The organism is Lacihabitans soyangensis, from assembly GCF_024343775.1.
GTDB classification, from domain to species: Bacteria; Bacteroidota; Bacteroidia; order Cytophagales; family Spirosomataceae; genus Leadbetterella; species Leadbetterella soyangensis.
In genome coordinates, this window is record NZ_RJUF01000003.1 from 32,895 (window position 1) to 58,242 (window position 25,348).

The 25,348-nt window shown below is 39.5% G+C and carries 18 protein-coding genes; 8 read left to right on the top strand and 10 right to left on the bottom strand.

Annotated features, from left to right (window positions below; translation table 11 throughout):
• The first annotated feature begins 161 nt into the window (after window positions 1–161).
• From moaA to EGI31_RS02195, 3 genes are all read left to right on the top strand, one after another.
• The gene (gene moaA / locus EGI31_RS02185) at window positions 162–1,142 is read left to right on the top strand and encodes a GTP 3',8-cyclase MoaA (protein WP_255035493.1); all 981 of its coding nucleotides are present in this window, start codon (window positions 162–164) and stop codon (window positions 1,140–1,142) included.
• A 136-nt stretch (window positions 1,143–1,278) separates the two neighbouring features.
• A complete protein-coding gene (locus tag EGI31_RS02190) occupies window positions 1,279–2,286 on the top strand; it encodes a purple acid phosphatase family protein (RefSeq protein ID WP_255035494.1) in 1,008 nt (335 codons plus the stop codon).
• A 44-nt stretch (window positions 2,287–2,330) separates the two neighbouring features.
• Window positions 2,331–4,070, top strand: coding sequence for a hypothetical protein (locus EGI31_RS02195; RefSeq protein ID WP_255035495.1), 1,740 nt, complete (start codon window positions 2,331–2,333; stop codon window positions 4,068–4,070).
• 237 nt (window positions 4,071–4,307) lie between these two features.
• Here EGI31_RS02195 and EGI31_RS02200 read toward each other — a convergent pair whose 3' ends face one another.
• The 4 genes from EGI31_RS02200 to EGI31_RS02215 all read right to left on the bottom strand — a co-directional run bounded on the left by EGI31_RS02200 (window position 4,308) and on the right by EGI31_RS02215 (window position 11,088).
• Window positions 4,308–5,180 (bottom strand): inositol oxygenase family protein, encoded by an 873-nt coding sequence (locus EGI31_RS02200; protein WP_255035496.1) that lies wholly within the window; start codon window positions 5,178–5,180, stop codon window positions 4,308–4,310.
• A gap of 56 nt (window positions 5,181–5,236) precedes the next feature.
• Window positions 5,237–6,808, bottom strand: a complete 1,572-nt coding sequence (locus EGI31_RS02205; protein WP_255035497.1) for a RagB/SusD family nutrient uptake outer membrane protein — start codon at window positions 6,806–6,808, stop codon at window positions 5,237–5,239.
• A gap of 27 nt (window positions 6,809–6,835) precedes the next feature.
• On the bottom strand, window positions 6,836–9,826 hold the full coding sequence (locus tag EGI31_RS02210) for a SusC/RagA family TonB-linked outer membrane protein (RefSeq protein ID WP_255035498.1): 2,991 nt from the start codon (window positions 9,824–9,826) through the stop codon (window positions 6,836–6,838).
• A gap of 242 nt (window positions 9,827–10,068) precedes the next feature.
• The gene (locus EGI31_RS02215) at window positions 10,069–11,088 is read right to left on the bottom strand and encodes a LacI family DNA-binding transcriptional regulator (protein ID WP_255035499.1); all 1,020 of its coding nucleotides are present in this window, start codon (window positions 11,086–11,088) and stop codon (window positions 10,069–10,071) included.
• 252 nt (window positions 11,089–11,340) lie between these two features.
• Between EGI31_RS02215 and EGI31_RS02220 the strand changes: the two genes are divergently transcribed.
• From EGI31_RS02220 to EGI31_RS02230, 3 genes are all read left to right on the top strand, one after another.
• Window positions 11,341–13,806, top strand: a complete 2,466-nt coding sequence (locus EGI31_RS02220) for a DUF5916 domain-containing protein (RefSeq protein WP_255035500.1) — start codon at window positions 11,341–11,343, stop codon at window positions 13,804–13,806.
• A 94-nt stretch (window positions 13,807–13,900) separates the two neighbouring features.
• A complete protein-coding gene (moaC, locus tag EGI31_RS02225; protein WP_255035501.1) occupies window positions 13,901–14,380 on the top strand; it encodes a cyclic pyranopterin monophosphate synthase MoaC in 480 nt (159 codons plus the stop codon).
• Between the two features lie 62 nt (window positions 14,381–14,442).
• On the top strand, window positions 14,443–15,549 hold the full coding sequence (locus tag EGI31_RS02230) for an NTP transferase domain-containing protein (protein WP_255035502.1): 1,107 nt from the start codon (window positions 14,443–14,445) through the stop codon (window positions 15,547–15,549).
• Here the strand turns inward: EGI31_RS02230 and EGI31_RS02235 are convergent.
• From EGI31_RS02235 to EGI31_RS02260, 6 genes are all read right to left on the bottom strand, one after another.
• A complete protein-coding gene (locus EGI31_RS02235) occupies window positions 15,533–16,894 on the bottom strand; it encodes a c-type cytochrome domain-containing protein (protein WP_255035503.1) in 1,362 nt (453 codons plus the stop codon). The two genes, EGI31_RS02230 and EGI31_RS02235, sit on opposite strands and share 17 nt — an antisense overlap.
• A complete protein-coding gene (locus tag EGI31_RS02240; protein WP_255035504.1) occupies window positions 16,891–17,796 on the bottom strand; it encodes a sugar phosphate isomerase/epimerase family protein in 906 nt (301 codons plus the stop codon). The genes EGI31_RS02235 and EGI31_RS02240 overlap by 4 nt, the downstream gene beginning before the upstream one ends.
• Before the next feature lie 182 nt (window positions 17,797–17,978).
• Complete coding sequence (locus EGI31_RS02245) at window positions 17,979–19,460, bottom strand: DUF1501 domain-containing protein (protein ID WP_255035505.1); 1,482 nt, start codon at window positions 19,458–19,460, stop codon at window positions 17,979–17,981.
• Window positions 19,460–22,144 (bottom strand): DUF1553 domain-containing protein, encoded by a 2,685-nt coding sequence (locus EGI31_RS02250; protein WP_255035506.1) that lies wholly within the window; start codon window positions 22,142–22,144, stop codon window positions 19,460–19,462. The genes EGI31_RS02245 and EGI31_RS02250 overlap by 1 nt, the downstream gene beginning before the upstream one ends.
• A gap of 90 nt (window positions 22,145–22,234) precedes the next feature.
• Entirely contained in the window at window positions 22,235–22,669 is a 435-nt protein-coding gene (locus EGI31_RS02255) for a molybdenum cofactor biosynthesis protein MoaE (RefSeq protein WP_255035507.1), read from the bottom strand.
• Window positions 22,662–22,907 carry a MoaD/ThiS family protein gene (locus tag EGI31_RS02260; RefSeq protein ID WP_255035508.1) on the bottom strand — a complete coding sequence of 82 codons (246 nt, stop codon included), beginning with the start codon at window positions 22,905–22,907 and terminating at the stop codon, window positions 22,662–22,664. The genes EGI31_RS02255 and EGI31_RS02260 overlap by 8 nt, the downstream gene beginning before the upstream one ends.
• Before the next feature lie 145 nt (window positions 22,908–23,052).
• On the opposite strand from EGI31_RS02260, the gene EGI31_RS02265 reads away from it, so the two are divergent.
• Together EGI31_RS02265 and EGI31_RS02270 are read left to right on the top strand one after the other, a co-directional pair.
• Window positions 23,053–24,147 carry an XdhC family protein gene (locus EGI31_RS02265; RefSeq protein WP_255035509.1) on the top strand — a complete coding sequence of 365 codons (1,095 nt, stop codon included), beginning with the start codon at window positions 23,053–23,055 and terminating at the stop codon, window positions 24,145–24,147.
• Entirely contained in the window at window positions 24,148–25,335 is a 1,188-nt protein-coding gene (locus EGI31_RS02270) for a molybdopterin molybdotransferase MoeA (protein ID WP_255035510.1), read from the top strand.
• Window positions 25,336–25,348 lie beyond the last annotated feature (13 nt).

Genomic DNA, 25,348 nt, shown 5'->3' on the forward strand with positions numbered 1-25,348 from the left:
ATGCGATTTTTCAAATCGCAGAATGTCGGTATTAATTCTTACAGTACTTTTAATTTTTGTATGGTCGATTTGGAAAATCCCACTTCTCTATTTAAATTGGAATCATGCAGAACGCAATCTTTTCCCAAAAATAACTGTTCAAATAAAAAACGCTTAGAATTTTGCTCATAGACAACCACGGACGTCCGATAAACTATCTTCGATTGGCAGTGACCGACCGATGTAATCTCCGTTGTTTCTATTGTATGCCGCATGAGGGCATTGATTTTTTGCCAAAAACTCACCTTTTGAGTTTTGAGGAAATGTTGCGATTGATTGGCCTTTTGGCCGAAATGGGCATTTCTAAAGTCAGAATTACGGGTGGTGAGCCTTTTGTCCGTAAAGAACTGATGGCTTTTCTTTGGAAAATCTCCGAGATTGAGGGCATCCAAAAAATCAACCTGACCACCAACGGTGTTCTTACCGCTCCTTATGTGCCAGAACTCAAGCAATTGGGTATTTCTTCTATCAATCTCAGTTTGGATTCGCTAGACAGAAAGCGGTTTTTTGAAATGACCCGTCGTGACGAACTACCGAATGTTTTGAAGACTTTTGATGCTATTCTGGAAAACGATATTCCGCTGAAAATCAACTCGGTGATGATGGCGGGTAAGAATGAGGAGGATATTTTTGGTTTGGTAGATTTGGCCAAAAACCATCCAGTTGGTATAAGATTTATAGAAGAAATGCCATTTAATGGTGAAGGCGAAAAGCCTGAGTATTTTATGTCTTACAAAAAAATCATAGAAACCATAAAGGCCAAACATACAACACTTTATAAAATTTCTGACGAAGCCAATTCCACTTCTTACAATTATAAAATTGAAGGTTTTGAGGGAACAATTGGCGTAATTGCAGCTTTCAGTCGCACATTCTGTGGCACATGCAACCGCCTCCGCATCACACCCACGGGAGATTTTAAAACTTGTCTCTATGCCGACAGCGAAATGAACCTCCGAGACATGCTCAGGGCTGGACTTAGTAACCAAGAAATCAAAGAAAAACTTCAGGCGTCAATTTTACACAGAGCCAAAGACGGTTTCGAAGCCGAGGCTGGTCGAAAAGACGCTATTTCAGAAAGTATGACTACCATTGGAGGCTAGTTTTTTGTTTTTTTTACAGCCTTTAAAAAACCAAAGTTTCGAATGTCTTTTTCGCATCAAATAACTACTATTTTCGGGCGAAATTAGCATAATACTGTAGCTATGATTTTCGTATTTTTACGTTAAAATCATACTTATGCCGAATATTTTCAGTTCGTTTCTTCAACCAAAATTATCAACTCGATTTACCCTCGTATTTTCTTTGATTTTGGTACTTTTTCAGGGGTTTATTTTTGCACAAAATACGCCAAAACCAGACTCCGTCGTTCGGGTTTTTCCTGGAACTCTCAACTTTTTGGTTGTGGGCGATTGGGGACGGTTCGGGGAAGATCACCAAACTCCCGTAGCCAACCAAATGGCCAAAGTGGCAGATAAAATCAACCGAAATTTTATCATTTCTACTGGTGACAATTTTTATCCGCACGGAGTAGCCAGTGTTGAGGATCCGCAATGGAAAACCTCATATGAAGATGTTTATAAGCAATTTGCTTTACATTGGGAGTGGTATTCGGTTCTAGGCAACCATGACTATATTGGAAATCCAGACGCACAAGTGGCATATTCCAAAATTAGCAGAAGATGGCGGATGCCAGCGAGGTATTTCAGCGAGACTTTTGCTATAAACGGCGATACCACCAACCAAGTGCTCATCGCTTTTATAGACACCAACCCGCTCATTCCCGATTTTTATAAAAACAAAACTTATGGGCCAAATGTGGTCAGTCAAGACAGCACTGCTCAGAAAATTTGGCTCGAAAAAACCTTGGACAACAAATCTCCGAATATCAAATGGAAAATAGTGGTGGGCCATCATCCACTTTACACCGCCACCTTAAAGCGTAGAGAAAGCCATGACACCCGAGCGGTAAGACATTCACTGAAAGGAATTTTGGACAAATACCAAGTAGATGCCTATCTCTGCGGCCACGACCACGACTTGCAGCATCTGCTTCCGGAGGGAAAAACGCATTATTTTGTATCCGGCTCCGGCTCTGAAGTGACTGAAATAGGCACCTTACCGATATCAAAATTGGCATTGGCTGAATATGGCTTTATGACGTTTTCGATTGGTCCCAAATCCATGAATGTGCAAGCCATCAATCACCAAGGAAAAGTGGTTTACAGAACGGAAATCGTGAAATAAATCTCATTCTTAAGAAATTATAAAAAATACATATTTACCAAAAAATGAATCGTTCTCAATTTATAAAAAGTGTTTCGGCCGCTGCTTTGGCTTTAAAATTTAATAATTTATTTGCTCAAAACGAAGCCAATTATGACTGGCAAAAAATTGTTGAGGCCAACAATAAGGCGGTTTCGGAAATATTAAAGGCTACGCAAACGGGCTTAAAAACTCTTAAACGAAGTCTGGGTTTTGATTTGGCCAATCTTGCAGCTGGTTTTTCTGAAAAAACCTCAAATTACTATGAGAAAGAAGAACTCATAAGCAGCATGAAAGTCATTTCGGAATTTATAATATCCCAACAAAAGGCCGACGGAACGCTGGACTTCGGAAATTTGTCTTCTCCGCCAGATACTGCCTTTATAATTGAGCCTATTTGTGCTGCTGGAAATATCCTCAAAGGAAATACTAAATGCCAAGAGGTGAGTCTTTTGATTAAAAAAATAATAGAAAAAGCGGGTGCAGGATTGGCTGTTGGAGGTGTGCATACGCCCAATCACCGCTGGGTAGTTTGTGCCGCTTTGGCCAAAATAAATCACCTCTACCCCAACCCAAAATATACCAAACGCATAACTGAATGGCTCTCAGAAGGTGTTTTTTGTGACAAAGACGGAATTTATCTCGAAAGAAGCATGACTTACGCCGAGGTGATTGACCGTTCGATGATAACCGTGGCTACTTGCACCAACAGGCCCGAACTCCTAAAAATGGTAGAAAGAAATCTCCACTGGGTGTATGAATGTATGGAACCCAACGGCAATTTGGTCACTTTCCCGTCTCGCCGACAAGACGCTTATTTGAATTGGAATATTCTGCTATTTTATCCGCAATATAGGTTTATGGCCAATAAATTTAATGATGGATTTATGGGAAGTGTGGCAGCATTTATTGAAAATATGCCAGGTTTTGACCCAACTATCTCGAAAGATTTGCTTTATCTGTTTTTGGAAGACGATATTCTGGCTAAAAAATATCCTACAAAACCGCTTCCAACAGATTTTCAGAAGTTCTATGCGGGAATAAACATGTTGCGTGGCCGCAAAGGGGAGGAAACATTCACGCTATTTGGCGGAACCGACCAGCCGATAATTATTGGGTCAGGCAGATCTACAAACCCAAGTTTTTTTGGTATGCAAAAAGGAAAAGCCGTCTTGAAGCACATCAGAATGTCTTCGAGCTTTTTCAGTACCGGTTTTTTTAGGAGTGAAGGCATAAAAAAAGTAGGAAATCAGTATCATTTATACCAGAAAATAGAGGCTCCTTATTATCAACCTTTGCCCGATAAATACAAGAAAGCCAATGGCGATTACGAACTTAGCCAAAGTACAGACCGCCGGTTTTGGAACAAAATGGATTTTAAAAATCGCCCTAAAAGCAACATCAGTGTTCTAGAATACAAGGTGGTTTTTGAAGAAATAAATGGTGAAAAAGTACTGAATTTTGATGTAAGGGGAACCAATGGCGTACCGGTAGTGATAGAACTGACTTTTACAAAAGGAGGAAAACTAATGGGTTGTGAGTCGATAGCGGGCAGCGAAGAGAATTTTTCTATCAAGGATAAAGAAGCGTCTTACGAGTTTGAAGGGAACAAAATCATATTTGGGCCGGGAGAGTTTGCTCATCAGACCGTCAACAACATGGAAGGCGAAATGTACAGCACCCATTTTGGTTCATTGCGTTCAAACGGCATGCATGTTTACATTACAGGCCGAACGCCTTTTGTACATACTTTGAAAATTTCGTAAACCCAAAAAACTCATTAGAAAATCGGCTGCAATAAAAGTCGAAGGCGACCCCCGTTGCTTTATATCTATTTCCGACCCTCTGTAAACCTATCTCGATAGGTTTTTCGATGATCTTCATAGCTATTTTCAAACGGGGCCGACCTATCGGTATTATTTCGCCAGATTGTCTATTGAGCTTTTTGGGTTAAAAAAAGGCTGCACAAAATGCAGCCCTTTAATATTCAACCTATTATTAACCTAGAAGTTCAAGACATTTGGTAAGTATTTAGCCACAAGATCCTCGTAGTAAGGCCTCAAAGTCTTGGCATCTGGTGGCACTGGTACCTTAGAGTACAAATCGTAAGGGTTAAACTTATCCACCCATTTAAACATCTCGTGGTCATGCTTACTCATCAAATGATCATAGGCATTTTCACGATGTTGTGGATAAAACGAATGGTAACGCAACATATATAAACCCTCCTCAGGAATATAATTTTTCATGATTTGGTAAATGTACTCATCGTGTCCCCAGCTCATTTTTACCTTATCTAATCCGCAGTTTGGCTCATAAACGCCATATTTGGTGTTGTAACGAGGGTCTTTGCTGTCTGGGTTAGCTTCGAAATACTCCGAGTAAACGATTTTGTCTGAGTGTTTGCAGCCAACCGGGAAGGTGTCACCCACCACAGCCCACTGCGGTTCGCCGAAGAGACAAAGTACCTTGCCCAAGTCGTGCATGAAGCCCGTAAGCACAAACCAGTCAGGATGACCATCTTGGCGAATGGCTTCGGAAGTTTGCAAAAGATGCTGAAACTGATCCAAGTCTGTGTCGGGGTCGCTATCGTCCACCAAAGTATTTAGGAAATCAACAGCATCCCAAATACTCATTTGGCGTTTGTCAAATTTTAAGAATTCTCTTTCTTTTTCTACCACAAAATCATACGTTTGGTAGGTGTGATTAAGCTCATAAAATCTTTTAACAGTAGCTACTCTATCAGAATCTACGTAATTGCGGTAATCTTCTTTTTGTTTTGTCCCTGGCTCAGGGTATCTAGAAATTACATCGTCTTCCCATTCATCAAGATTTCCCAATGGATTTAGCTCTTTTTCTGAAAAGTTTGTATTCATTGTAATAAATTATAAATGTAAACCGAGTTTAACTTAAAACTCGGTTTATGAAACTATTAATATCCAGGGTTTTGTGTAAGTTTTGGATTGATATTCAAGATACTTCTTGGAATCGGGTACAATCTCTTATTAGGATCTGCATCCGTTTTTAATCCCCACTTGCCTTCAAACTTTCCGAAACGAATCAAGTCGTTTCGTCTCCAGTTTTCGTTGCAAAACTCACGGCCTCTTTCTGCTAGCATTATATCAAGATTCAGTTCTTTCAATTCACTAGCATTTCGTATTTTTCTTAGCGTATTTACCATAGCCAAAGGTGTATCTCCATTGGTAGCAGCAGCACCTCTCATAATAGCCTCGGCTTTCATCAACAAAACATCTGAGTATCTAAAGAAAGGAAAATCGTTACCTTGGTTACGAGTTGTGGAAGTTTTGTCAGGGAAAAACTTGGCGTATCTGTATCCTTGTGCCCATGCTTTCTCGTCATTTCCAAGATCAAAAGCAGCCAAATTTCTGTATTCGAGCTTCGGAACTAACTCCAAATGGTAGTCAATTGCAGCTGAAGCATCTGCTTCTTTATAATCTTGATCAAAGCCTCTTTTTGTTGTTTTTATAATTATTGGTGCTCCGTTGTTCAAATATTGCTTTCCTTTTAGCAACATTTTGGTTCTAACGTCGTCTTCTTCATTAAAATTAACCAAAAACTCTTCTTGAACATTAATGGCACCAGATGGCGTAAACGGTATTTCATACTTGGCTCGCATGGCTCTGTGCAGATAATAACGAGCTAAGAATTGACCACCAGCAATGTTATCAAAAGGAACAGCAAAAATGGTTTCTTTGATCTGAGGACCATTGTCTATGTCAAATACTTTCGCAAAGTTTGATTCCAAGGCGAATTTTTTAGATCCAATTATAATGTCACACATTTTCACCACATCATCATATCTTTTTTGCCCTATATATACTTCAGAATTAATGTAAAGTTTTGCCAGCAAAGCATATCCCACAAACTTGGTTGGTCTACCATAAGTAGCAGCGTTTACATCCCCACTAAGGTTCGGAATAGCTTCCAATACCTCTTTTTCAATAAATGCATAGATGTCTTTTCTGGGCGTTGTTGAAGGTTTTTCTGTGACTCCAAACTTTGTCAAGAGTGGCACATTGCCCCATAAATCAAGCATTATCCAATATGCAATAGCTCTCATAGCCTTTAACTCGGCCAGACCTTGTAACTTGGCAGGAGATTCAGGGGCTGTTTCTACTACCGCAATATTTTGATTTATTGTAGTAATAGTACCAGTTATCCAGTTCCATGTACCATCAATTTGGCCATTGTCAGGATTCCAATTGTGCTGATGTAGCTGAAAGTATCTTGCACCGTCGTACCAGTTACCTCCTCTTGCTGGCAATATTGACTCATCAGTACTTAGCGATTGCAGAAACCAATATGACAATGCTATAGACCCTCTGAAGTTGGTATAAGTTGGGCCTGAGGCCTGAATAAAGTGTTCTGTCCTTATTGGAAAATTTGAAGAGGTGAGAGCGTTCTCAACGGGCACCTCAAGGTCGTGACAAGACAGAAAAAATACTGCCACAAAGCTTGTTAATATAAATTTTATTTTTTTCATTTTTTAAAAACTTTAAACTTTAATAAATCAGAAATTAGCATTTAAACCAAACATAAATGTTCGAGTTTTTGGATAAAATCCATTACCAAATCTTGTCCAATCCACTCCAGGCGTTAGTCCGCCCATATTTACTTCTGGGTCAATTCCCGTATATTTTGTTAAAATGAAAATATTGTTTCCAGAAAGATATAATCTCAAGTTTTTGATATAATCTTTCTTGGTATTGATAGTATAACCAAAGGTGGCGTTGTCAAGTCTTAAGAAACTTCCACTCTCAATGTATCTATCAGAATATCTAAATGCATTAAAATCACCTATTGGTTCGTCAGCTGTTTCTACTAAAACGTTGTATGAACCAGCCTCTTGTGGTCTGTTAAAGTCCGCTCTAACGGTGTTCATGATTTTGTTGCCGAGTACCGATCTAAAGAAGAAATTCAAGTCAAATTGCTTATAGGTCAGATTATTATTCCATCCTAACAACAACTTTGGCTGGGCATTTCCGGCCAAGAAATAGTCGTTTTTGTTTAACGGTACCAGTGTTGTGCCACCTTTTGAGCTTGTAAATTGAGAAACCCCAGCTTCGTTTCTTCCGGCGTGCTGAAACGTGAAGAACTGACCAACAGGCTGGCCACTCAACAATATCTGCACAGTAGAACCCGTTTGGCCTCCACCGTTAGGGGCAGCCATGAGTAAACTATCTGCTTGTAAACCTTCTCCTTTGAGCGATACCAATAAGTTTCTGTTGTGAGCAAGGTTAACTGAGGTATTCCAAGTAAAGTTTTTGGCTTTTACAGGTGTATAATTCAAGGTTAACTCCACGCCTTTATTGCTCATTTCTCCAGCATTTGCCGTTAATTGACGGAACAAATACACAGATGGATCAACATCGTAGGTCCAAATTAGATCCGTTGTACGTTTATTGTAAAGATCCAAGGTACCAGTTACCTTACTTTTTAAAATTCCAAAATCAAGACCTATGTTCGACATGGCGGTCTTTTCCCATCTGAGGTCAGGGTTTGGATTTTGTACTACGCCAATAGCCGATAGTGTAACACCATTTACTAAAAATGTTCCAACGTTTCCATATCTTAGTAATGATACCAAAGGATTAAAACCAAGTGAATTACCCGTTTGTCCGTAGCTCACTCTTAGCTTTAACTCAGAGAAAACATTTTGATTTTTCATGAAATCTTCGCCATCGATACCCCAAGCAGCAGAAACTGAAGGGAAATAGCCCCAACGGTTATTTGCACCAAAAGCTGAAGATCCATCTCTACGCAATGAACTTTGAACGAAATATTTACCCTCGTAGCTATAGTTAAGTCTGGCATAATCTGAGATCAATCGAAGTTTCGAGTAATTATTACCGCCATAATCAACCACAAAACCACTAACCGCTTGTGAATTTCCTAAACCAAGAAAATTGGCCTGTGTATCATTGGTAGGAAAGTTTGTATTGTTTGCTTGAAAACCATCTCCGTTGAGTGTTTGTTGCCAAGAGTAACCCGCAATAGCATTAATATTATGCTTACCGAAGGTTTTGTTGTATGTCAAATAATTCTCAAATAAAGTGTTCTTGTTTTCATAAGTATTTCTTACGGCCAATCCATTTCTACCACCAATGACTGTGTAGTTTGTGGTAAACGCAATGTTGTTATAATTTCTAGTATAATAGTCATTATAAAATTCCGAGCCGTTAGTTTGATTGTTTTGGATAGTTGCCGAAACATCATAAGAAAAACCAGCAGGTAGTTTTAGCGTTGCCTTGAAGTTAGCCAATGAAGTTTTTGAATTTGACTTTACTTTGGCGTTGTCAATTATACCCAATGGATTGAAATAATTTGACCGAGCCAAGTTTTCGTAATACGTGCCGTCTTCATTAAACGGTGCCACTGTAGGTAAGTATCTAAGTCTGTTTATTAAAACCACGTCTTGGAATGGCACTAGGCTTGAATTCGACTGAGTAGATGCGAGGGTTAAGCCCATTCTCAGTTTATCCTTTAGAGCATATTGCTCTATTGATATTCTGCCAATTAGCCTGTCTAATCCGCTACCTTTTATAATTCCGTTTTGGTCAAAATAATTGATACTTGCATTGTAGTTTGTAGATTTTGTGCCGCCACCAAAAGAAACATTGTGGTTTTGAGAAAAGCCTGTCTGACTAACTACGTCTTGCCAGTTTGTGTTAACGCCCATGTCATCATCTGGCCCTAAAGATTTCCCGTTTTTGGTCAAATAGCTTCTCATTTGGTCTCCTGACATCATTTTAATAGTATTAGAAACTGATTCAGAAGCAACATAAGCCTTATAGCTTGCAAAACTTTGACCGTCTTTTGGTCTGTTGGTTGTGATAATAATTACACCGTTTGCGGCACGTGAACCATAAATTGAGGTTGCGGCAGCGTCTTTCAATACATCCATGGACATGATGTCATCAGGTGCAACAGTGGCCAAATCAGCTCCAACTACGCCATCGATAACAAAAAGTGGTTGAGATGCTTCGCCTTCACGAAGTGTGGATGCACCTCTCAAAACAATAGATGGACGTCCATTTGGATCTCCTGAACGAGTAATGTTTAGTCCGGCCACCTTACCTTGAAGCAACTGAGTAGGATCAGCAATAGCACCTCGGTTCAAATCCTTTGCCGCCACGGTAGAAATCGAACTGGTCAAAGATTTCCTAGTCTGCTGACCATATCCCACGACAACTATCTCTTCAAGGGATGTGTTTGATTCTTTCAAGGTTACAGATATTTGGGTGCGGCCATTGACCTCTACGGTTTGGGCTTCAAAGCCAATATAGCTAAAAACCAAAGACGCATTAGGACCTGCATCAATACTAAACTTCCCGTTTGGATCAGTCAAAGTTCCAGTTGATGAAGACTTTACTGTTACGGAAACACCAGGGAGCTTTTCCCCGCTTGTAGAGCTTACGATTCCCGCTACTTTTATTGTATTTTGGGCAAATACACCAAAAGATGTACACGCCAGAAACACCAAACAAAAGAGCAATTTCAATTTAAGGTAATTTTTTTGCATAAAAAACGATTTATTTGTTTCGATGCAATTATAGAATATAACTTTTTTACCCAAAAATTGTACAATACAAATTTTTAGTGCAAACGTTTGAATTCGTTTTCACAAATCGAAATTTCATGAAAACATCATTAAATCAATAGAAAAGAAGGTTTTTAAGAAATTTTAATAACTCTAAGGCAGGTCAAATAAGTATTTTTTCTTGTAGTAATAATATCATTATTCTAGGATAGTTGTGTAGAGTCTCGAATAATAAGATAGGGACTAAGGATGCTTTTTTCTGGTACAAAGTCGTCTTTCGATAGCATTTCTAATGATTGTTGAGCAGCCAACCTACCGATTTCAAAACTTTTGCGATCGATGGTGGTGAGTTTAGGGAAAAAATAGGGCGAGATGGGGCAATTGTCAAAACCTACAATAGACACCTCTTCCGGTATTCTTATGTTCATTTCCATAAGTACATTTACAGCACCATAACACACATAATCGTTAACACCAAAGATGGCATCTGGTCTTAGTTCGGACTCAAACCAGCTTTTTGTGGGCTCAATCGCACTCTCTATGTTAAACTCTACATGTTTTATCCAGTCAGTATTTGGCGAAATTTCGTGGTTTTTTAGGCAATCCAGATATCCTTCTAGGCGGAGCTTTGAGACCAAAAGCCCTTCTGGCCCAGCCAAATGTGCTATTCTCCGAGAGCCTTTTTCTATCAAATGTTTAGTGGCTAGATAGGCCCCTTTGTAGTCGTCAATAACCACACTACTGCCGTAATTTTCCACAATATCCCGATCGATAAAAACCAAAGGCGTTTTTCTTTTATTCACCATATCGAAATGCGAAAAATCCCTGAGGTTGGCTGTCTCTTGAGAAATTGATACCAATATAGCGTCTACTCTGTTGGACAGCAGTCTTTTAATGTGCTCTTGCTCAAGGCTGTGTAGTTCGTTGGTTACACAGAAAATAAGCATGTAGCCCAGACTATCAAAAACCGATTGGATTCCTTGAATCATCTGTGCCTCATGAGAGTGATTAATGGACGGAACCAACACACCTATGGTTTTTGTAGATTTATTGAGTAGGCTTAAGGAAATAGAATTCTTTTGATAGCCCATTTTTTGGGCATATTCTTGAATAGTTTCTCTGGTATCAACATTGATATTTGAGTGATCATTCAAGGCTCTAGAAACCGTTGAGGGCGAACACTTAAATTTTCTCGCAATATCTTTTATCGTAATATTATTCATTCCTAATTTTCTATGATTCCAATACTTTAATGCTCTAAAAAAAGGCTTAAAGGTAATTAAAACACTAATTTATAATAAATATGTCAATATTATTACCTTTTTTCGACAATTGAATGCAACTATTCGATGTATCTACCCATCTTTCAAAAAAGTTAAAAAAAGCTAAACCATCAACCGTTTAACCTTTTTTAAAAAATTGAAAAAGCCCAGCTTGCTACATTTGCGAGCTATTACTCTAAAAGTCATTACATTTTGAAAAAGCTATTTATCATTCTACTCTGTGTAGGCGGTTCTGTCTTTGCCCAAACCACTGTTAAAAACATTCCAGCCAAACGTACCACTCAAAGGGTTGTCATTGATGGTAAAATTGACGAGGCTGCCTGGAAGGACGCTGCAAAATTTGATGAATTGATAGAGTTTAGGCCAACTTTTGGCAGAAAAGAAGCCGAGGGAAATCAAACAGAAGCCTACCTGATGTATGACGACGAAGGCATATATTTTGGTGGAATTTGCCATGAAAACAACATCGATAGTGTTTCGAGGGAGCTTACAGGTCGTGATGGATTTGGTACAAATGACTACATAGGAATAATTTTCGACACTTATAACGACAAACTCAATGCCTTTGAGTATTTCCTAACTCCATTGGGTGAACAATGGGACTCCAAAATGTCATCAGTTCAAAATTCTAACAACGGCGGAGAAGACTTTGCATGGAATGCTGTATGGAAAAGTAAAGTGATTTTGGACAAATCTGGCTGGGCTTTCGAGATGTTTCTCCCCTACTCTGCCATCAGATTTAGCAAGGATAAAGTGCAAACTTGGGGTATAAATATTACCAGAAGACGGAGAAAAACAGAGCAACAGTACACCTGGAACCCTGTGGATATGAACGTCAATGGATTTTTGACCCAAGAAGGCCTTTGGACAGGAATTACGGACATTAAACCTCCACTTCGATTGCAGCTTTTCCCCTATTTCTCGGTTTATGAGAATCATTTCCCGAGTACAGACCCTAAGGTTAAAAGTTGGAGTAATCAATATTCTGGCGGTTTGGACCTCAAACTGGGTATCAGTCAAGCATTTACATTGGATGCCACCTTAATCCCAGATTTCGGCCAAGTACAAAGTGACAATAGGGTATTGAACCTAACTCCCTTCGAAGTAAAATTTAACGAATACCGAAATTTCTTTACCGAAGGCACAGAGCTTTTCAACAAAGGCGATTTCTTCTATTCGAGACGTATTGGTGGTTCGCCTATCAACCAAAACGAAGTATACAACAATCTGAAAGAAAACGAAGAAGTTATAAACAATCCGACCGAATCAAAACTCATAAATGCTTCCAAAATATCAGGAAGGACGAAGTCTGGCCTTGGAATTGGTATTCTGAACGCCATTACCAAAAGCCAACATGCACAAATAAGAAACAAGGAAACAGGCGAAATAAGAGAATACGAGACAGATCCAGCCACCAATTATAGCTTAGTGGTTCTAGACCAAACCTTGAAAAACAACTCTAGTGTGACATTTCTCAATGCCAACGTTACCCGAACAGGTCAAGCCTATGACGCCAATGTGAGCTCAGCCATGTTTAGCATTTTTGACAAGAAAAATACGTATTTTGTTTCAGGCAAAACAGCCCTCAGCCACCAACGGTTTGTGGATAAAAACAAACTCGGATATTCTCATGCCTTCGGACTGGGCAAATCCAGCGGGAGGTTCAATTGGCAATACAATCAGGAACTTACTGATACCAAATTTAATAACAACGACCTTGGGTATTTTACAAACAACAACTTCATAACCCACAGAGGATATGTAGGTTATAGATACACCACTCCGAAGAAATTCTACAATCGGCTACAATACAATCTTAATTTGACCTATAGTACGCTTTTCTCGCCAATCGGCCAGATAGCTACCAAATATCAAAACTCCAGAATACAGACAAGCATCGTTACCCAAACCAAAAAACTGGTTTGGATAGGTCTGATAAACGATTTTATGCCAAAACAAAATGATTTTTACGAGCCTAGGGTAGAGGGAAAGTATTTTGAAAGAGGAAATAGCGGCTTGGTAGGTATTTTTGTAGAAGGAAACTCTGCCAAGAAATATTATCTAAATGGAGAAATATTTATGAGGAAATACTTCAACTTCTACGACCTTTTTGCCTACGATGCATCTATAAACCAAACTTACCGATTCAACACCAAGTTTTCGGTAAACCACCAAATAGGAATTCTACCAAGAAAAAACGGTGTGGGTTTCTCTGGAAATGAAAACGGCAATGTCATTTTTGCCAAACGTGATGTTAAAACCTTCGAAAATATACTTTTCTTGAAATATAACTTTACAAACAAAATGGGTCTGACTTTCAGAACCCGCCATTACAATAGCCGTGTTACGAACAAGTCCTATTTTAATCTTGGGGATAATGGCTTGCTGAGTGAAAGATCATCTGTAACAGGAAATTATAACCGAAATGTCAACTATTTCAATATCGACATGGTTTATACTTGGCAGTTTGCTCCGGGTAGTTTCCTGAATGTTGTATGGAAAGATGCGGCATTTACAAATGACAATGCTTCGCTTATTTCCTATGGAGAAAACCTCAGAAACAGCATGAACTCTGACCAAAACAACAATATTTCTCTGAAAGTGATCTATTTTATTGATTATTTGACTATGAAAAGTTGGGTGAAACGTTCTTCGTAACAAGTTCAAACTTTTTCCTAAATTCTGTTTTTCATTTTTGTCTGATTATTTCCTCGAAATATCACTAATTTTGAAGAAATAATTTAGATAATTTATGTCCTCATTCACTCACCTAGACGTCCACGGAAATCCATCAATGGTAGATGTTGGTGAAAAAGCCGTTACCAAGCGAACCGCAACCGCAAGAAGTATTGTGGTGGTAGACGACGAAATCATGGCCAAATTTGTTGGAGAGGATATTCACACCAAAAAAGGACCGGTATTTCAGACCGCAATAATTGCTGGTGTGATGGCCGCCAAAAAAGCAGGCGATTTGATTCCCCTTTGCCACCCTCTCGGACTCGAAAATTGCCAAATTTCTATAAAAGTCATTGGGAAAAACGACATTGAGATTCTCTGCACCGCTTCGCTTTCGGGTAAAACAGGCATAGAAATGGAAGCTCTCACGGGTGCGAGTGTGGCCGCTCTTACCATATATGATATGTGCAAGGCCATGTCACACAATATCGTTATCAAAGAAACTCGTTTGATTGAAAAAACGGGTGGAAAGAAAAACTTTAAACTTTCTGAATGATAAGTATTTTAGTAAATTAAAGGTAAAAAAATCTTTACGGCCTAGTGCCTTAGCGGTAAAAAATGAAAAAGCACGAAAAACACGCCAAATTAATAAAGCCAGATATTGGCTTTTTTGGAAGAAACGAAATTGCATTTCTAGGGGCACCGTGTGGCCTGATTGAGAGTTTAGTCGATAAAATAATCGAAAACCTTCCGGCAGATTTAAATACAATCTATGTCGATGCTGACCATGGAAGCAACGAAAATGAAGTTTTTTCTAAAAATATTTTTCAAGACAAAATCAGTCATAAAAGCTTAGGGAAAAAGACGATATCTCAGTTTGAACAGAAATTTCTGCTCAATGACCAAGACCTTGTGTTGGTAAACGGCAATCATTTTGAGGCCAAAAGTCAAATCGTTATTATAAATTCTATAAAAGAAGCTTCGCTAAAAAAACGAATAGGTCAACTGACTGATATAAAAGCCGTAATACTCGATGAAGGCGAAACCGAAATATACGATTGGCTCGAAGTTTCTCCAGAAATTTCGGTTTTTAAAGTAGCTGAAATTTCGAAAATTTCGGATTTAATTCTGGAAAAGGTAAAACCTGCACTATTAAAAGTTCTTATACTCACTGGAGGAAAAAGTACTCGTATGGGCACTGATAAAGCCAACATTGAATATCACGGCAAGCCGCAATACCAATTTTTATATGAAACTGTGGAGAAAATGGGGCTCGAACCATTTATTTCGTGCCGCGATGACCAAAAAAATGAATTCGAAGGTAATACGATAACAGACAAGTTCATCGGACTTGGCCCCTATGGAGCCATACTTTCTGCTTTTCAGCACGACCCTAATTCTGCTTGGCTGGTTGTGGCTTGCGATATGCCATTGATTAAATCTGAGGATATTGCTAACTTGATATCTAGCCGAAACACTTTTAAATTTGCCACGGCTTGTTATAACCCTGAGACAGATTTTCCTGATCCACTATTCACCATTTGGGAACCCAAAGTGTACCAAACACTACTTAATTTCTTGACCATCGGATATTCTTGCCCACGAAAAGTCCTTATAAACTCGGAAATAGAATTGGTAAGACTATCGAATCCTGAAATACTGACCAATGCCAATACGCCAGAAGAAAGAGCGGCAGTTGAGAGCAAAATTACATCGGTGGTTTGACCAAACTCGTATCTGTAACCAATGTTGGAACGCTATAACCACCTGTATCCAGCTTGATTTTTGGAAAATCAGCCATCTTTAGTTTAGAAAAACGCACTTTTGATTGGTACAAATACACTTTCTGTAATTCACTCAAGCCTTTGATGTTTTCCAAGCCTTTTTCTGTAACGGCTGTACTTGCTAAATTTAGTATTTGGAGATGTTTTAGGTTTTTCAAAGCTGCCATTCCCTTATCTGAAAAATTGGTTTTGTTGAGGTGCAAAACGCGAATTTCGTCTAAATCACCAAGAGTTGCGGCCAAAAGATCCGCATTTTTAAGATTCGACGCATTAAACCAAACTATCTGTTTCTTTAACGATTTCAACGCCTCCAAGTCTTTATCGGAAGGGTCAATATTTCTCAAATTTATAAGTAAGTAATTAGAATTTGCAGCCACGGGTAAGGCCAAAATTCCCGATTTCTTCAAAGTAGCTATGCTCTGTTCAGAACCGGCTTCTACCTCTTTTTCCGGAATATTCGAAATTTTCGGACCTTTTTCATCATTTCCTGAGCTTTGGAATGAAATTAAAGCTGCCTTAATTTCAGGCGTTTGGTTAAAATCTTTTACCAATTTATCAAAAGAAGCTCCTTCTTTTATCCACCAATTTAACACCTTGGTTTCAGCCTCTGTGAGCTGTGGTTTACCTTTAGGCGGCATGTGTTCCTCTTCTCCTTCAGGCATAAAAATCCTTTTGCTAATCAAACTCTTCTCGGTTTGATGTGGCACCACACTTTTTCCTTCTTTACCCCCTTTCAGGATAAACTCGGGGCTATCCAATCGAAGGTTTCCTTTTTGCTTTTTCGATGAGTGACAACTGTAGCATTTTTCTTCCAAAATCGGCTGTACTAAGTCATTATAAACTTTGGCATTTTGAATGTCAGTTATCCGTGCCTTCTCAACTTCTCCCTGAATACTCAAAAAATCCTCTCCATGGGTTAAACTGCCACCCAAGTGACCGACGACCATCAGAAGAATGGTTGAACCTATCCAAGATACAATACCCATTTTGGCATTATTTCGAAAAAAATAAACTACTAATATCAATGCCGTAAATGCTATGCCACTCCACTGGTGTTTGTCCACCATTTCAACATCATACTCGCCACTTTGAGAAAGCAAAAAGCCTGTAATTGAAGAAAATACAGAGGCCAAGAAGCTCAAAATGAGCATGATGGGCAATATAGCATCAATGGATTCTTTGTTTTTCCAAAAAGAAATGACCTTCAAAAAAAAAGCCAAAAGGAAAAATCCGATAGGTAAATGAACCAAAAGAGGGTGAAACTTCCCGATGAACTCCGTAATCATTTGGTGTATCTATTTTTGATGAGATTCAACATGTGCACATTTATATCCCACTGATTTGCAACGGGTTGGTTGGTAAAAGGTAAAGTTTGCAGATAATTTGGCGGGCCAAATTCAGTCAGAAAAGTTATTCTTTTTGCTCCTTCGGCCTCACGAAAAGCGATGACTTTGTCCCACCATTCTAGGTGTTGATCGAGGGCATACCTCCACTCGGGTGCACGTGGGTCGTTTACTTGTGGGCCTTCTTCGTGGCCTATGCGTGCATGGATGTTATAAGCGTGTTTTAGTGCCAATTCTACATTCTCTTTTTGATCACCTAACATCGACTCGTGAACATTTGTCCAATGGCTGATGTCGAGTGTGAGTTTCATTTTGGTATACTTTTCCAGGAAACTACGTGTTATCGGTGCCGAATAACACATCCGACCTCGGTGGGTTTCGTGCAAAACTTTTATGCCCGTAGCTTCCATTCGGTCAATCGTAAACTCCACGATTTTGGCATTTTGCTCAAAACTGAAATAATCTTTGCCCGAATGGCTATTGATGTATAAAGGTTTTGTGGCCAAGGCCTCATTCACGGCTTTTTTGTATTGGGCAAAATGCTTTTCGAAATCGGAACCGCTACCTCCACATAGAAAAGCTATCTTGAGTTGGTACTTTTCCAAGGCCGCAAAAAGCTCTTTTTGATCAGCTTCTTTGGTTGGCCACCAAAGTTCGAGGCCGTCGTAGCCAGCCTTTTTAACCTTTGCACATAAAGCATCCACCGAGCCTTCGAAACCCCAATTTGTGGCTAAAACGATAACTTCCAGGATAGTTTTTGTGCTTTTTTGAGCCAAAACCTCTGCTGATGTTGCCATGGCAGCGGTGGTTGCTAGGGTATTTGTTATGAAATTTCTACGGTTCATTTGGTTTACTTTACTTGAAATTGAACACTGATGACATTCCGATAGCTATCGGAATAAGCACCACAGATAGACACGGATTATAAATTGAATTAAGAAAAATAATAACTGTTTGTAAATAAATTCTAAAAAAACAGTGAAAATCAGTGCTGCCTTTGCATCTGTTTCATCTGTGTTCCATAAAATCACCCCACCAACTCCCGCACCACTTTCCCTTCCAAATCTGTCAATCGGAAAGAACGTCCTTGAAAATCGAAGGTAAGTTTTTCATGGTCAAATCCCAGCTGATTCATGATGGTTGCCTGAATATCGTGAGGGTTTACTTTACCAGCAATTGCCGAGTAACCCAATTCGTCAGTTTCGCCATGACTTACTCCCGGTTTTATGCCTCCACCAGCCATAAACATTGTAAAAGCCTCAGCATGGTGGTCTCTACCCTTGAAGGCATTCGGTTTGCCGTCACGGTTTTCAGCCATGGGTGTACGCCCAAACTCTCCACCCCAAACGATGAGTGTTTCGTCTAAAAGTCCTCTTTGTTTGAGGTCTAAAATGAGTGCCGTTATGGCTTTATCCACACTCCGGCATTTATTCATGAGGCCTATGTCTAATGCTCCTCCGGCATCTGTACCGTGCGTATCCCATCCCCAGTCGTAGAGTTGTACGAATCTCACACCGTTTTCCACCAGTTTTCTTGCTAAAAGAACATTGTTAGCAAAACTCGTCTTGCCTGGTTTAGTGCCATACATCTCGTGGATGTACTGCGGCTCACTGTTGATATTCATAACTTCAGGAGCCGAAATCTGCATTTTGTAAGCCATTTCGTACTGACTTATACGACTCAAAATTTCAGGGTCACCGTATTCCTTAAATTCCGCTTGGTTTATCTCGTTTATCGCTTCAATGGAGGCCTTTCTGATATCTCGAGTTATGCCATTAGGGTCTTTGATGAACAAAACTGGGTCTCCTTCTGACCTACACTGCACACCCTGATAAACCGACGGTAGAAATCCGCTTCCCCAAATGCTTTTTCCAGCATCGGGATTGTTTCCGCCGGAGGTAAGCACTACAAAGGCAGGCAAATTATTGTTTTCAGAGCCCAAACCGTAGGTCACCCATGAGCCCATACTTGGTCGGCCCAATCTGGCACTGCCCGTTTGCATCAACAATTGGGCAGGAGCATGATTGAACTGGTCAGTAGTAACGGCTTTCAAAAAACTTATTTCGTCAGCCACGGTAGACAAGTGTGGGAGGTAATTGCTAATGAATGCTCCAGACTGTCCGTGCTGCTTAAAAACAGCTTGCGAGGCGAGCATTTTTGGTACACCACGAATAAACGCAAACTTTTTCCCTTCTAAAAACGACTGCGGACAATCCTGCCCATCGAGTTTGGCCAGCTCGGGTTTATAGTCGAAAAGCTCCAACTGTGAAGGTGCCCCCGCCATGTGTAAGTAAATGACCGATTTGGCCCTTGGTACAAAATGAGGTGGTCTGGGAGCCAGTGGATTCTGCGGGTCAAAAATATTTTGGGCGGTTTTTGAATCTTTACTACATCCTAAAATAGAACTCAAGGCCAATCCTCCTAAACCCATAAAACTACCCTTCAAGAAATTCCTACGGGTTTCTTTTTCCAATTGCCTAATCAATGCCTCTTGTAATATCTTATCCATCAGCTTTTAGTGATTACTTCATCGAGATTTAAAATAGAATTACAAACCAAAACCAAAGCGGCCAGCTCGGGATTTGGATTGCCCAAAAGCTCCTTACTTTTGCTTGGGTCTTTTTTATAGAGTGTAAGTGTGCTTTGATAAAGCCTTAAAAGAATATCAAATTTCTCTTTTTTCATTTCTTTTCCTATGGCAAAACCATAGGCTTTTTTAATACTTTCTTGAAAATTGTTCTTGGAAACTGAAAGCGATTTTTGAGCCAACTTCGCAGATAAATCCACATAAACAGAGTCATTTAAAGTCACCAAAGCTTGCAAAGGGGTGTTTGTACGGATACGGCGAGAAACACAAATCTCTCTACCCACGCCATCGAAAGAAATCATTGACGGATAAGGACTGGTGCGTTTCCAAAAAGTATAAACTGCTCTTCGATATTGGTTTTCGTTTTGAGCTTTTATCCATTTGTCACCACTGTAAGGCGAGCTCCAAATACCTTCTGGCTGGTATGGCATTACGGGTGGGCCGTACATTTTGGGATTTAATACACCGCTAATGGCCAGAGCTTGGTCACGTATCTGTTCAGCAGAAAGCCTTACCCTCGGACCACGAGCCAAATATCTGTTGGAAGGGTCTTTTTCAATGCCTTCGGGTGTTAGTTTGGAGTCTTGTTGGTAAGTAGCCGATAGCATGATTTCTTTGATAAGCTTTTTCACCGACCAGTTGTAATCATTCATAAATTTATAACTCAAGTAATCAAGCAAAGCCTGATTGGTGGGCACGGCACCTTGCGAACCTAAATCCTCTAAGGTTTCTACCAAACCAGTACCGAATATTTGCTCCCAAACTCTATTGACCATCGTTCTGGCAACTAATGGATTTTCTTTTGAAGTCATCCAAAGGGCCAAACCGAGCCGGTTTGTTGGGGCACCTTTGGGTAGTTTTCCTAATACCGCAGGCACTGCTGGCGACACCTCATTACCTTGTGATAACCAGCTTCCTCGCTCAAAAATTCGCGTTTTACGAGAAAAATCGGCTGGGTTTTCAAACATGATGGGAGTTTGTTCTACTGGAGCATTGAGGAGATTCCAAAAAACCGTTTTGTTTTCGGGAGAATTATCGGGAAGTCCTTTTGTAAAATAAAACCAATCAAACATGATTCCGTTGGCGTTTGGATCTTTCAGTTCTGGGCTTTTAAATGTAAAAAATAAATCATGAACGCGAGAAGTAGCATTTATCGGCAACTCTATTGTTCGCCAGCCTCCTTTTTCTTTTTCAGGGCTAAGTTTATACGAACCTAGCGTTTTTCCGTTTAAATTATCCGTTTTAATCTCAAAAACGCCTTTGACATAAACCTTAAAATTCATTATGAGTTTAGTTTTCCCTTCCAGATTAACTGATTTCAGTCGTGCCGAGGAGTTGTTTCTCATGGCTAGCCACTTGGTATCGGCCAAGGCAGCATTTAGCATCTCGTCGCATTTGAGAGAATTGTGCGAAGGTTGGAGCGTTTTCAGAAAAGTGATAAGTTCTTTCTTTTCATTGGCAGAAAAAGTTTTGGCGAGCCAATTGTCCACACGAGCCAAATCTGCTCTTTGTTTTTCATCAAAATGCCTTAAAACAGGGTATTCAGAGTAGGTGTCCTCGTCGCGACTGTTGTTGAAAAAGGCCAAGAATTTATAATATTCTTCAAATCTTATGGGGTCATAAGGGTGACTATGGCATTGCACACACGAAAACGAAGTGCCCATCAGAGTTTCCCAAGTAGTGTTTACTCTGTCCAATACCGCCGCAGTCCTAAACTCCTCGTTATCTGTTCCACCTTCGTCGTTGGTCATGGTGTTTCGGTGAAATGCCGTAGCTATAAGTTGGTTTTCGGATGGTTCTGGAAGGAGATCTCCTGCTATTTGTTCTTTCAAAAACTGGTCATAAGGCATGTCGGCATTGAAAGCTTTTATGAGCCAATCGCGGTATCTCCAAATATTTCGGCCACCATCACGCTCATAACCTTTTGTATCGGCATATCTGGCCATATCCAGCCACATAGAAGTCCATTTTTCACCGTAAGCAGGCGAAGCCAAAAGGCTATCGACATAGGTTTCGTACAGGTTATTTTTCAAAAAAATGGCTTTTGTTTTATCTGATGCTGGAAACCCTATAACATCTAAAGCTGCTCTTCTGGCCAAATCTTCTTTAGGAGCTAAACTCGACGTTTTAAGGCCTTGTCTTTCTGCATTTTCGTAGATAAATTTATCAATGTCGTTCTTTAACCAATCGTTGTTTATTTTTGGAACTTCTGGGTTCGAGACAGGCACAAATGCCCAATGTTGCTCCCACTCTGCACCTTGGTCAATCCACTTGGTGAGAATTTTAACTTCTTCATCAGAAAGTGGTTCTTTTTCATGAGGCATGCGTTCTTCGGGGTCTTTTAAGGTTAGCCTTCTGATAAATTCACTTGCCGATGCATCGCCAGGTACAATGCCAATTCTGCCAGATTTACCTTTTGAGAAAGCCTCTTCTTTAAACAACAGGCTGTATCCTCCTTGTTTTTTTACACCGCCATGGCAGCTGATACAGTTTTTATTGATGATGGGTTTTACCTGAGAGCTGTAATCGATTTTTTCTTCGAAAATACTGCAAGAGTATAAACCAAGTATTAGAAAGGCTCCGATAAAATAACGCAGAAAAGACATTTTTTACTAAGGTTGAATTTTGGAATTCAAATTAGTAAATTTTCTTATTAAATGTCTGTTCTAAAGGTTTTCTTTTGAGATTCGATACGCTCAAGGTGTGGCACTTACCCAAACTTCTCCGTTTTCGAGAATTTCCTTTTTCCAAATAGGCACGGTTTCCTTAAGGGTATCAATGGCATATTGACATGCCTCAAAAGCCGCTTTACGGTGGTGAGAAGACACCGAAATTATGACTGGAATTTCGCCAATTTGGAGTAACCCGACTCTGTGATGAATGGCAATTTTTTTTATGGAAAACAAGTCGATGGCTTGCTGAGCAATTTTTTTCATTTCTGAAATAGCCATGGGTTTATATGCCTCAAAATCAAGCCTTACCACCTCCATTCCTTTGGTGTGGTTTCGCACGGTACCTACAAAATGCACTATGCCGCCGCAGTCGGGACTTTCCACAAAAGCTTGACAAGCCGATAACTCTAAAGGCTCATCGCTCAATACAATTTGGATATTTTTTTCTGTTTCAGCCACCGCTCACTGGAGGTATAAGTACAACTTCGTCTCTATGATTCAAAACCAGCGAGTCTTCAGCATATTCTTCATTTACCGCAACCCTCAAAGAATTCAGTTTCACGAGCTCGGGATATTGTGTTTTTAAAGAAACCAACAAGTCTGCAACAGAACTTTTTTCAGGCAGGTCAATTGTTTTTTCAAAACCTCCCACCATCTCTTTGGTTATTCCAAAACAAAGTAATTTTAATGTTATCATGCTTACTTTTCGAGAAACCTGTTTCTTTGAACGTTTCTTTTTTTACCAATTTATCTATTCAAAAACTCATCTTTGATTAGACAAAAATGAACATTTTTTACTCCTCCTCAAAAAAAATGCAGAAATTGGTGCGTTATTTACCGAAATGAAAGAGATTACAAGGATAATTGCTTTTTATGAGACCCTAAAACGCAAGGCCGACGTGGCTTGTGCCTTGGCCATGGTGGTTTATGTAGAAGGTTCCTCCTACCGCAGAACTGGAGCCAGAATGTTGGTTTCTGAGGATGGATTTTGGGAAGGTGGAATAAGCGGTGGCTGTCTGGAAGGCGACGCCCTCAAAAAAGCAAGAATGGCAATTCTGAAGTCCAAACCAGAGTTGGTAAGATATGACACCACAAAAGGCGATGACAATCAAATAGGCGTAGGCCTTGGCTGTAACGGTGTGATAGATGTGTTGTTTATTCCGGTAGATTTTGAGAACGAAAACAATCCCATAGAAATTCTGAAGAAGAGTTTTGAAAATAACAATAAACCGCTTGTTGTCATCACGAATTCTTTAAAAGAACCAGAATTACTAGGAAAACTTTTCTATTTCGAATCAAAACAAAGCATTGATTTTCTGAAAAATCATTTGGATGTCGGGCTTTTTTCTGAAGAAATTTTAGCTCTCGAAAAATCAAAAAATTATAATATCGATAATGAGCTTCGGCTTTTTGTGGAAATTCTTCCAAAACCTATAACAGTCTATCTATTTGGAAATCAATACGATATTTATCCACTTATTGAGCTTCTGAAAATGTTGTATTGGGAAGTAAGAATTGTGTCTGAACCAAACAAAATTCAAAATCGTGAAAACCTCACGATTATTGCTCCGAGTGATTTTTCTGAGAACTTATTAAACAAAAACTCAGCCGCCCTGCTGATGTCGCACTCGCTGGAAATAGACAAAAAGAATCTCAGAAAATTGACAACTTCCACCGTAAAATACATCGGTATGCTTGGCCCAAAAACCCGTTCTGAAAGAATTTTGAATGAACTAGCCGCTGAAGGCACCAAAATTGATTCAAACAAAATTTTTGCTCCGACCGGACTTGACTTGGGAGCCTCTACACCTGAGGAAATAGCACTTTCTATCGTTGCTGAACTGAAGGCTGTTTTTAGTGGAAGAAATGGTGGATTTTTGAGAGAAAGAGAATTGCCCATCAATGAACGTAACCAAGAAATTTTTAAATTTAATTGAATGATTTCGGTAGAAAAAGCACTTGCCCTTATTCTTGAAAACTCAATTTCTTTAAGAAAAATAAGCGTTCCGTTTGAAGATGCCCTTGGTAGAATTTTGGCCGAAGACCTATTTGCAGATAGGGATTTTCCGCCTTATGATAGAGTAACAATGGACGGAATTGCCATTGATTTTCAAGTATTTGAAAATGGGCAACGGACGTTCAAAATCCAAGAAATGCAGGGTGCTGGTGATTTGCAAAGCACATTACACACCTCTCAAAACTGCATTGAAATCATGACTGGAGGGGTTTTGCCAAAGAATACTTCTGCGGTGGTTAGATATGAAGATCTAAAAATTGTTGACGGCTTCGCTACGATAAATTCTGAAATTCAAAAAGGACAGAATGTGCATCATCAAGGTCAAGACAAAAAAGCTGGGGAGTTGGTACTTCAACGAGGCACCAAACTTGATGCCTCGCATTTGGCTTTAGCAGCTACTATTGGCAAACAAACACTTGATGTTTTTGAACTTCCAAATGTGGCCATAGTTTCGTCTGGAGATGAGTTGGTGGAGATTACAGAAATTCCGCTTCCACACCAGATCAGAAAGTCAAATGTGTATGCTGTTGGTGCTTTGTTGAAAAAGTTAAATGTCTCTGTCTCATATTTTCATATTGCTGATGATTTAGAAAACTCCATCTTGAAAATCGCTGAATTGCTGAAAAACTTTGAAGTTTTGATTTTTTCAGGTGGAGTATCAATGGGTAAAAAAGATTTTATTCCTGAAGCTTTAAAAGCCAATAATGTCGAAACTATTTTCCACAAAATAGCCCAGAAGCCGGGCAAGCCGATGTGGTTTGGTAAAACGGCAAAAAACATGGTATTTGCTCTACCTGGAAATCCGGTTTCAACTTATCTCTGTACCATCCTTTATGTTTTGCCTTTTTTAGAGAAATGCTTGGGTTCATTAAAAAAAGATTTTGAAAAAGTAATTCTAGGAGAAGACATCCAGTTCAAACCACAACTAAGCTATTTTTTACAAGTAAAAATCGAAAACGTTGCGGGTACTTTAATGGCATTTCCGCTTAAGCACAATGGCTCTGGAGACTTTATAAGCCTTAGCGATGCCGATGGATTTGTAGAATTACCAAACTCCGAAGATATTTTATTTAAAAAAGGTCAAATTGTAAATTTTTTCGCAATATGATTAAAATCGCAAC

Excerpts from the sequence above, each read along its gene's own strand:
- EGI31_RS02190 (WP_255035494.1), top strand. The coding sequence starts at position 1,279 with ATGCCGAATATTTTCAGTTCGTTTCTTCAACCAAAATTATCAACTCGA.
- EGI31_RS02215 (WP_255035499.1), bottom strand. The coding sequence starts at position 11,088 with ATGAATAATATTACGATAAAAGATATTGCGAGAAAATTTAAGTGTTCG.
- moaC (WP_255035501.1), top strand. The coding sequence starts at position 13,901 with ATGTCCTCATTCACTCACCTAGACGTCCACGGAAATCCATCAATGGTA.
- EGI31_RS02270 (WP_255035510.1), top strand. The coding sequence starts at position 24,148 with ATGATTTCGGTAGAAAAAGCACTTGCCCTTATTCTTGAAAACTCAATT.
- EGI31_RS02265 (WP_255035509.1), top strand. The coding sequence starts at position 23,053 with ATGAAAGAGATTACAAGGATAATTGCTTTTTATGAGACCCTAAAACGC.
- EGI31_RS02260 (WP_255035508.1), bottom strand. The coding sequence starts at position 22,907 with ATGATAACATTAAAATTACTTTGTTTTGGAATAACCAAAGAGATGGTG.
- EGI31_RS02240 (WP_255035504.1), bottom strand. The coding sequence starts at position 17,796 with ATGAACCGTAGAAATTTCATAACAAATACCCTAGCAACCACCGCTGCC.
- EGI31_RS02230 (WP_255035502.1), top strand. The coding sequence starts at position 14,443 with ATGAAAAAGCACGAAAAACACGCCAAATTAATAAAGCCAGATATTGGC.
- EGI31_RS02205 (WP_255035497.1), bottom strand. The coding sequence starts at position 6,808 with ATGAAAAAAATAAAATTTATATTAACAAGCTTTGTGGCAGTATTTTTT.
- EGI31_RS02200 (WP_255035496.1), bottom strand. The coding sequence starts at position 5,180 with ATGAATACAAACTTTTCAGAAAAAGAGCTAAATCCATTGGGAAATCTT.
- EGI31_RS02245 (WP_255035505.1), bottom strand. The coding sequence starts at position 19,460 with ATGGATAAGATATTACAAGAGGCATTGATTAGGCAATTGGAAAAAGAA.
- EGI31_RS02195 (WP_255035495.1), top strand. The coding sequence starts at position 2,331 with ATGAATCGTTCTCAATTTATAAAAAGTGTTTCGGCCGCTGCTTTGGCT.
- EGI31_RS02235 (WP_255035503.1), bottom strand. The coding sequence starts at position 16,894 with ATGATTACGGAGTTCATCGGGAAGTTTCACCCTCTTTTGGTTCATTTA.
- EGI31_RS02250 (WP_255035506.1), bottom strand. The coding sequence starts at position 22,144 with ATGTCTTTTCTGCGTTATTTTATCGGAGCCTTTCTAATACTTGGTTTA.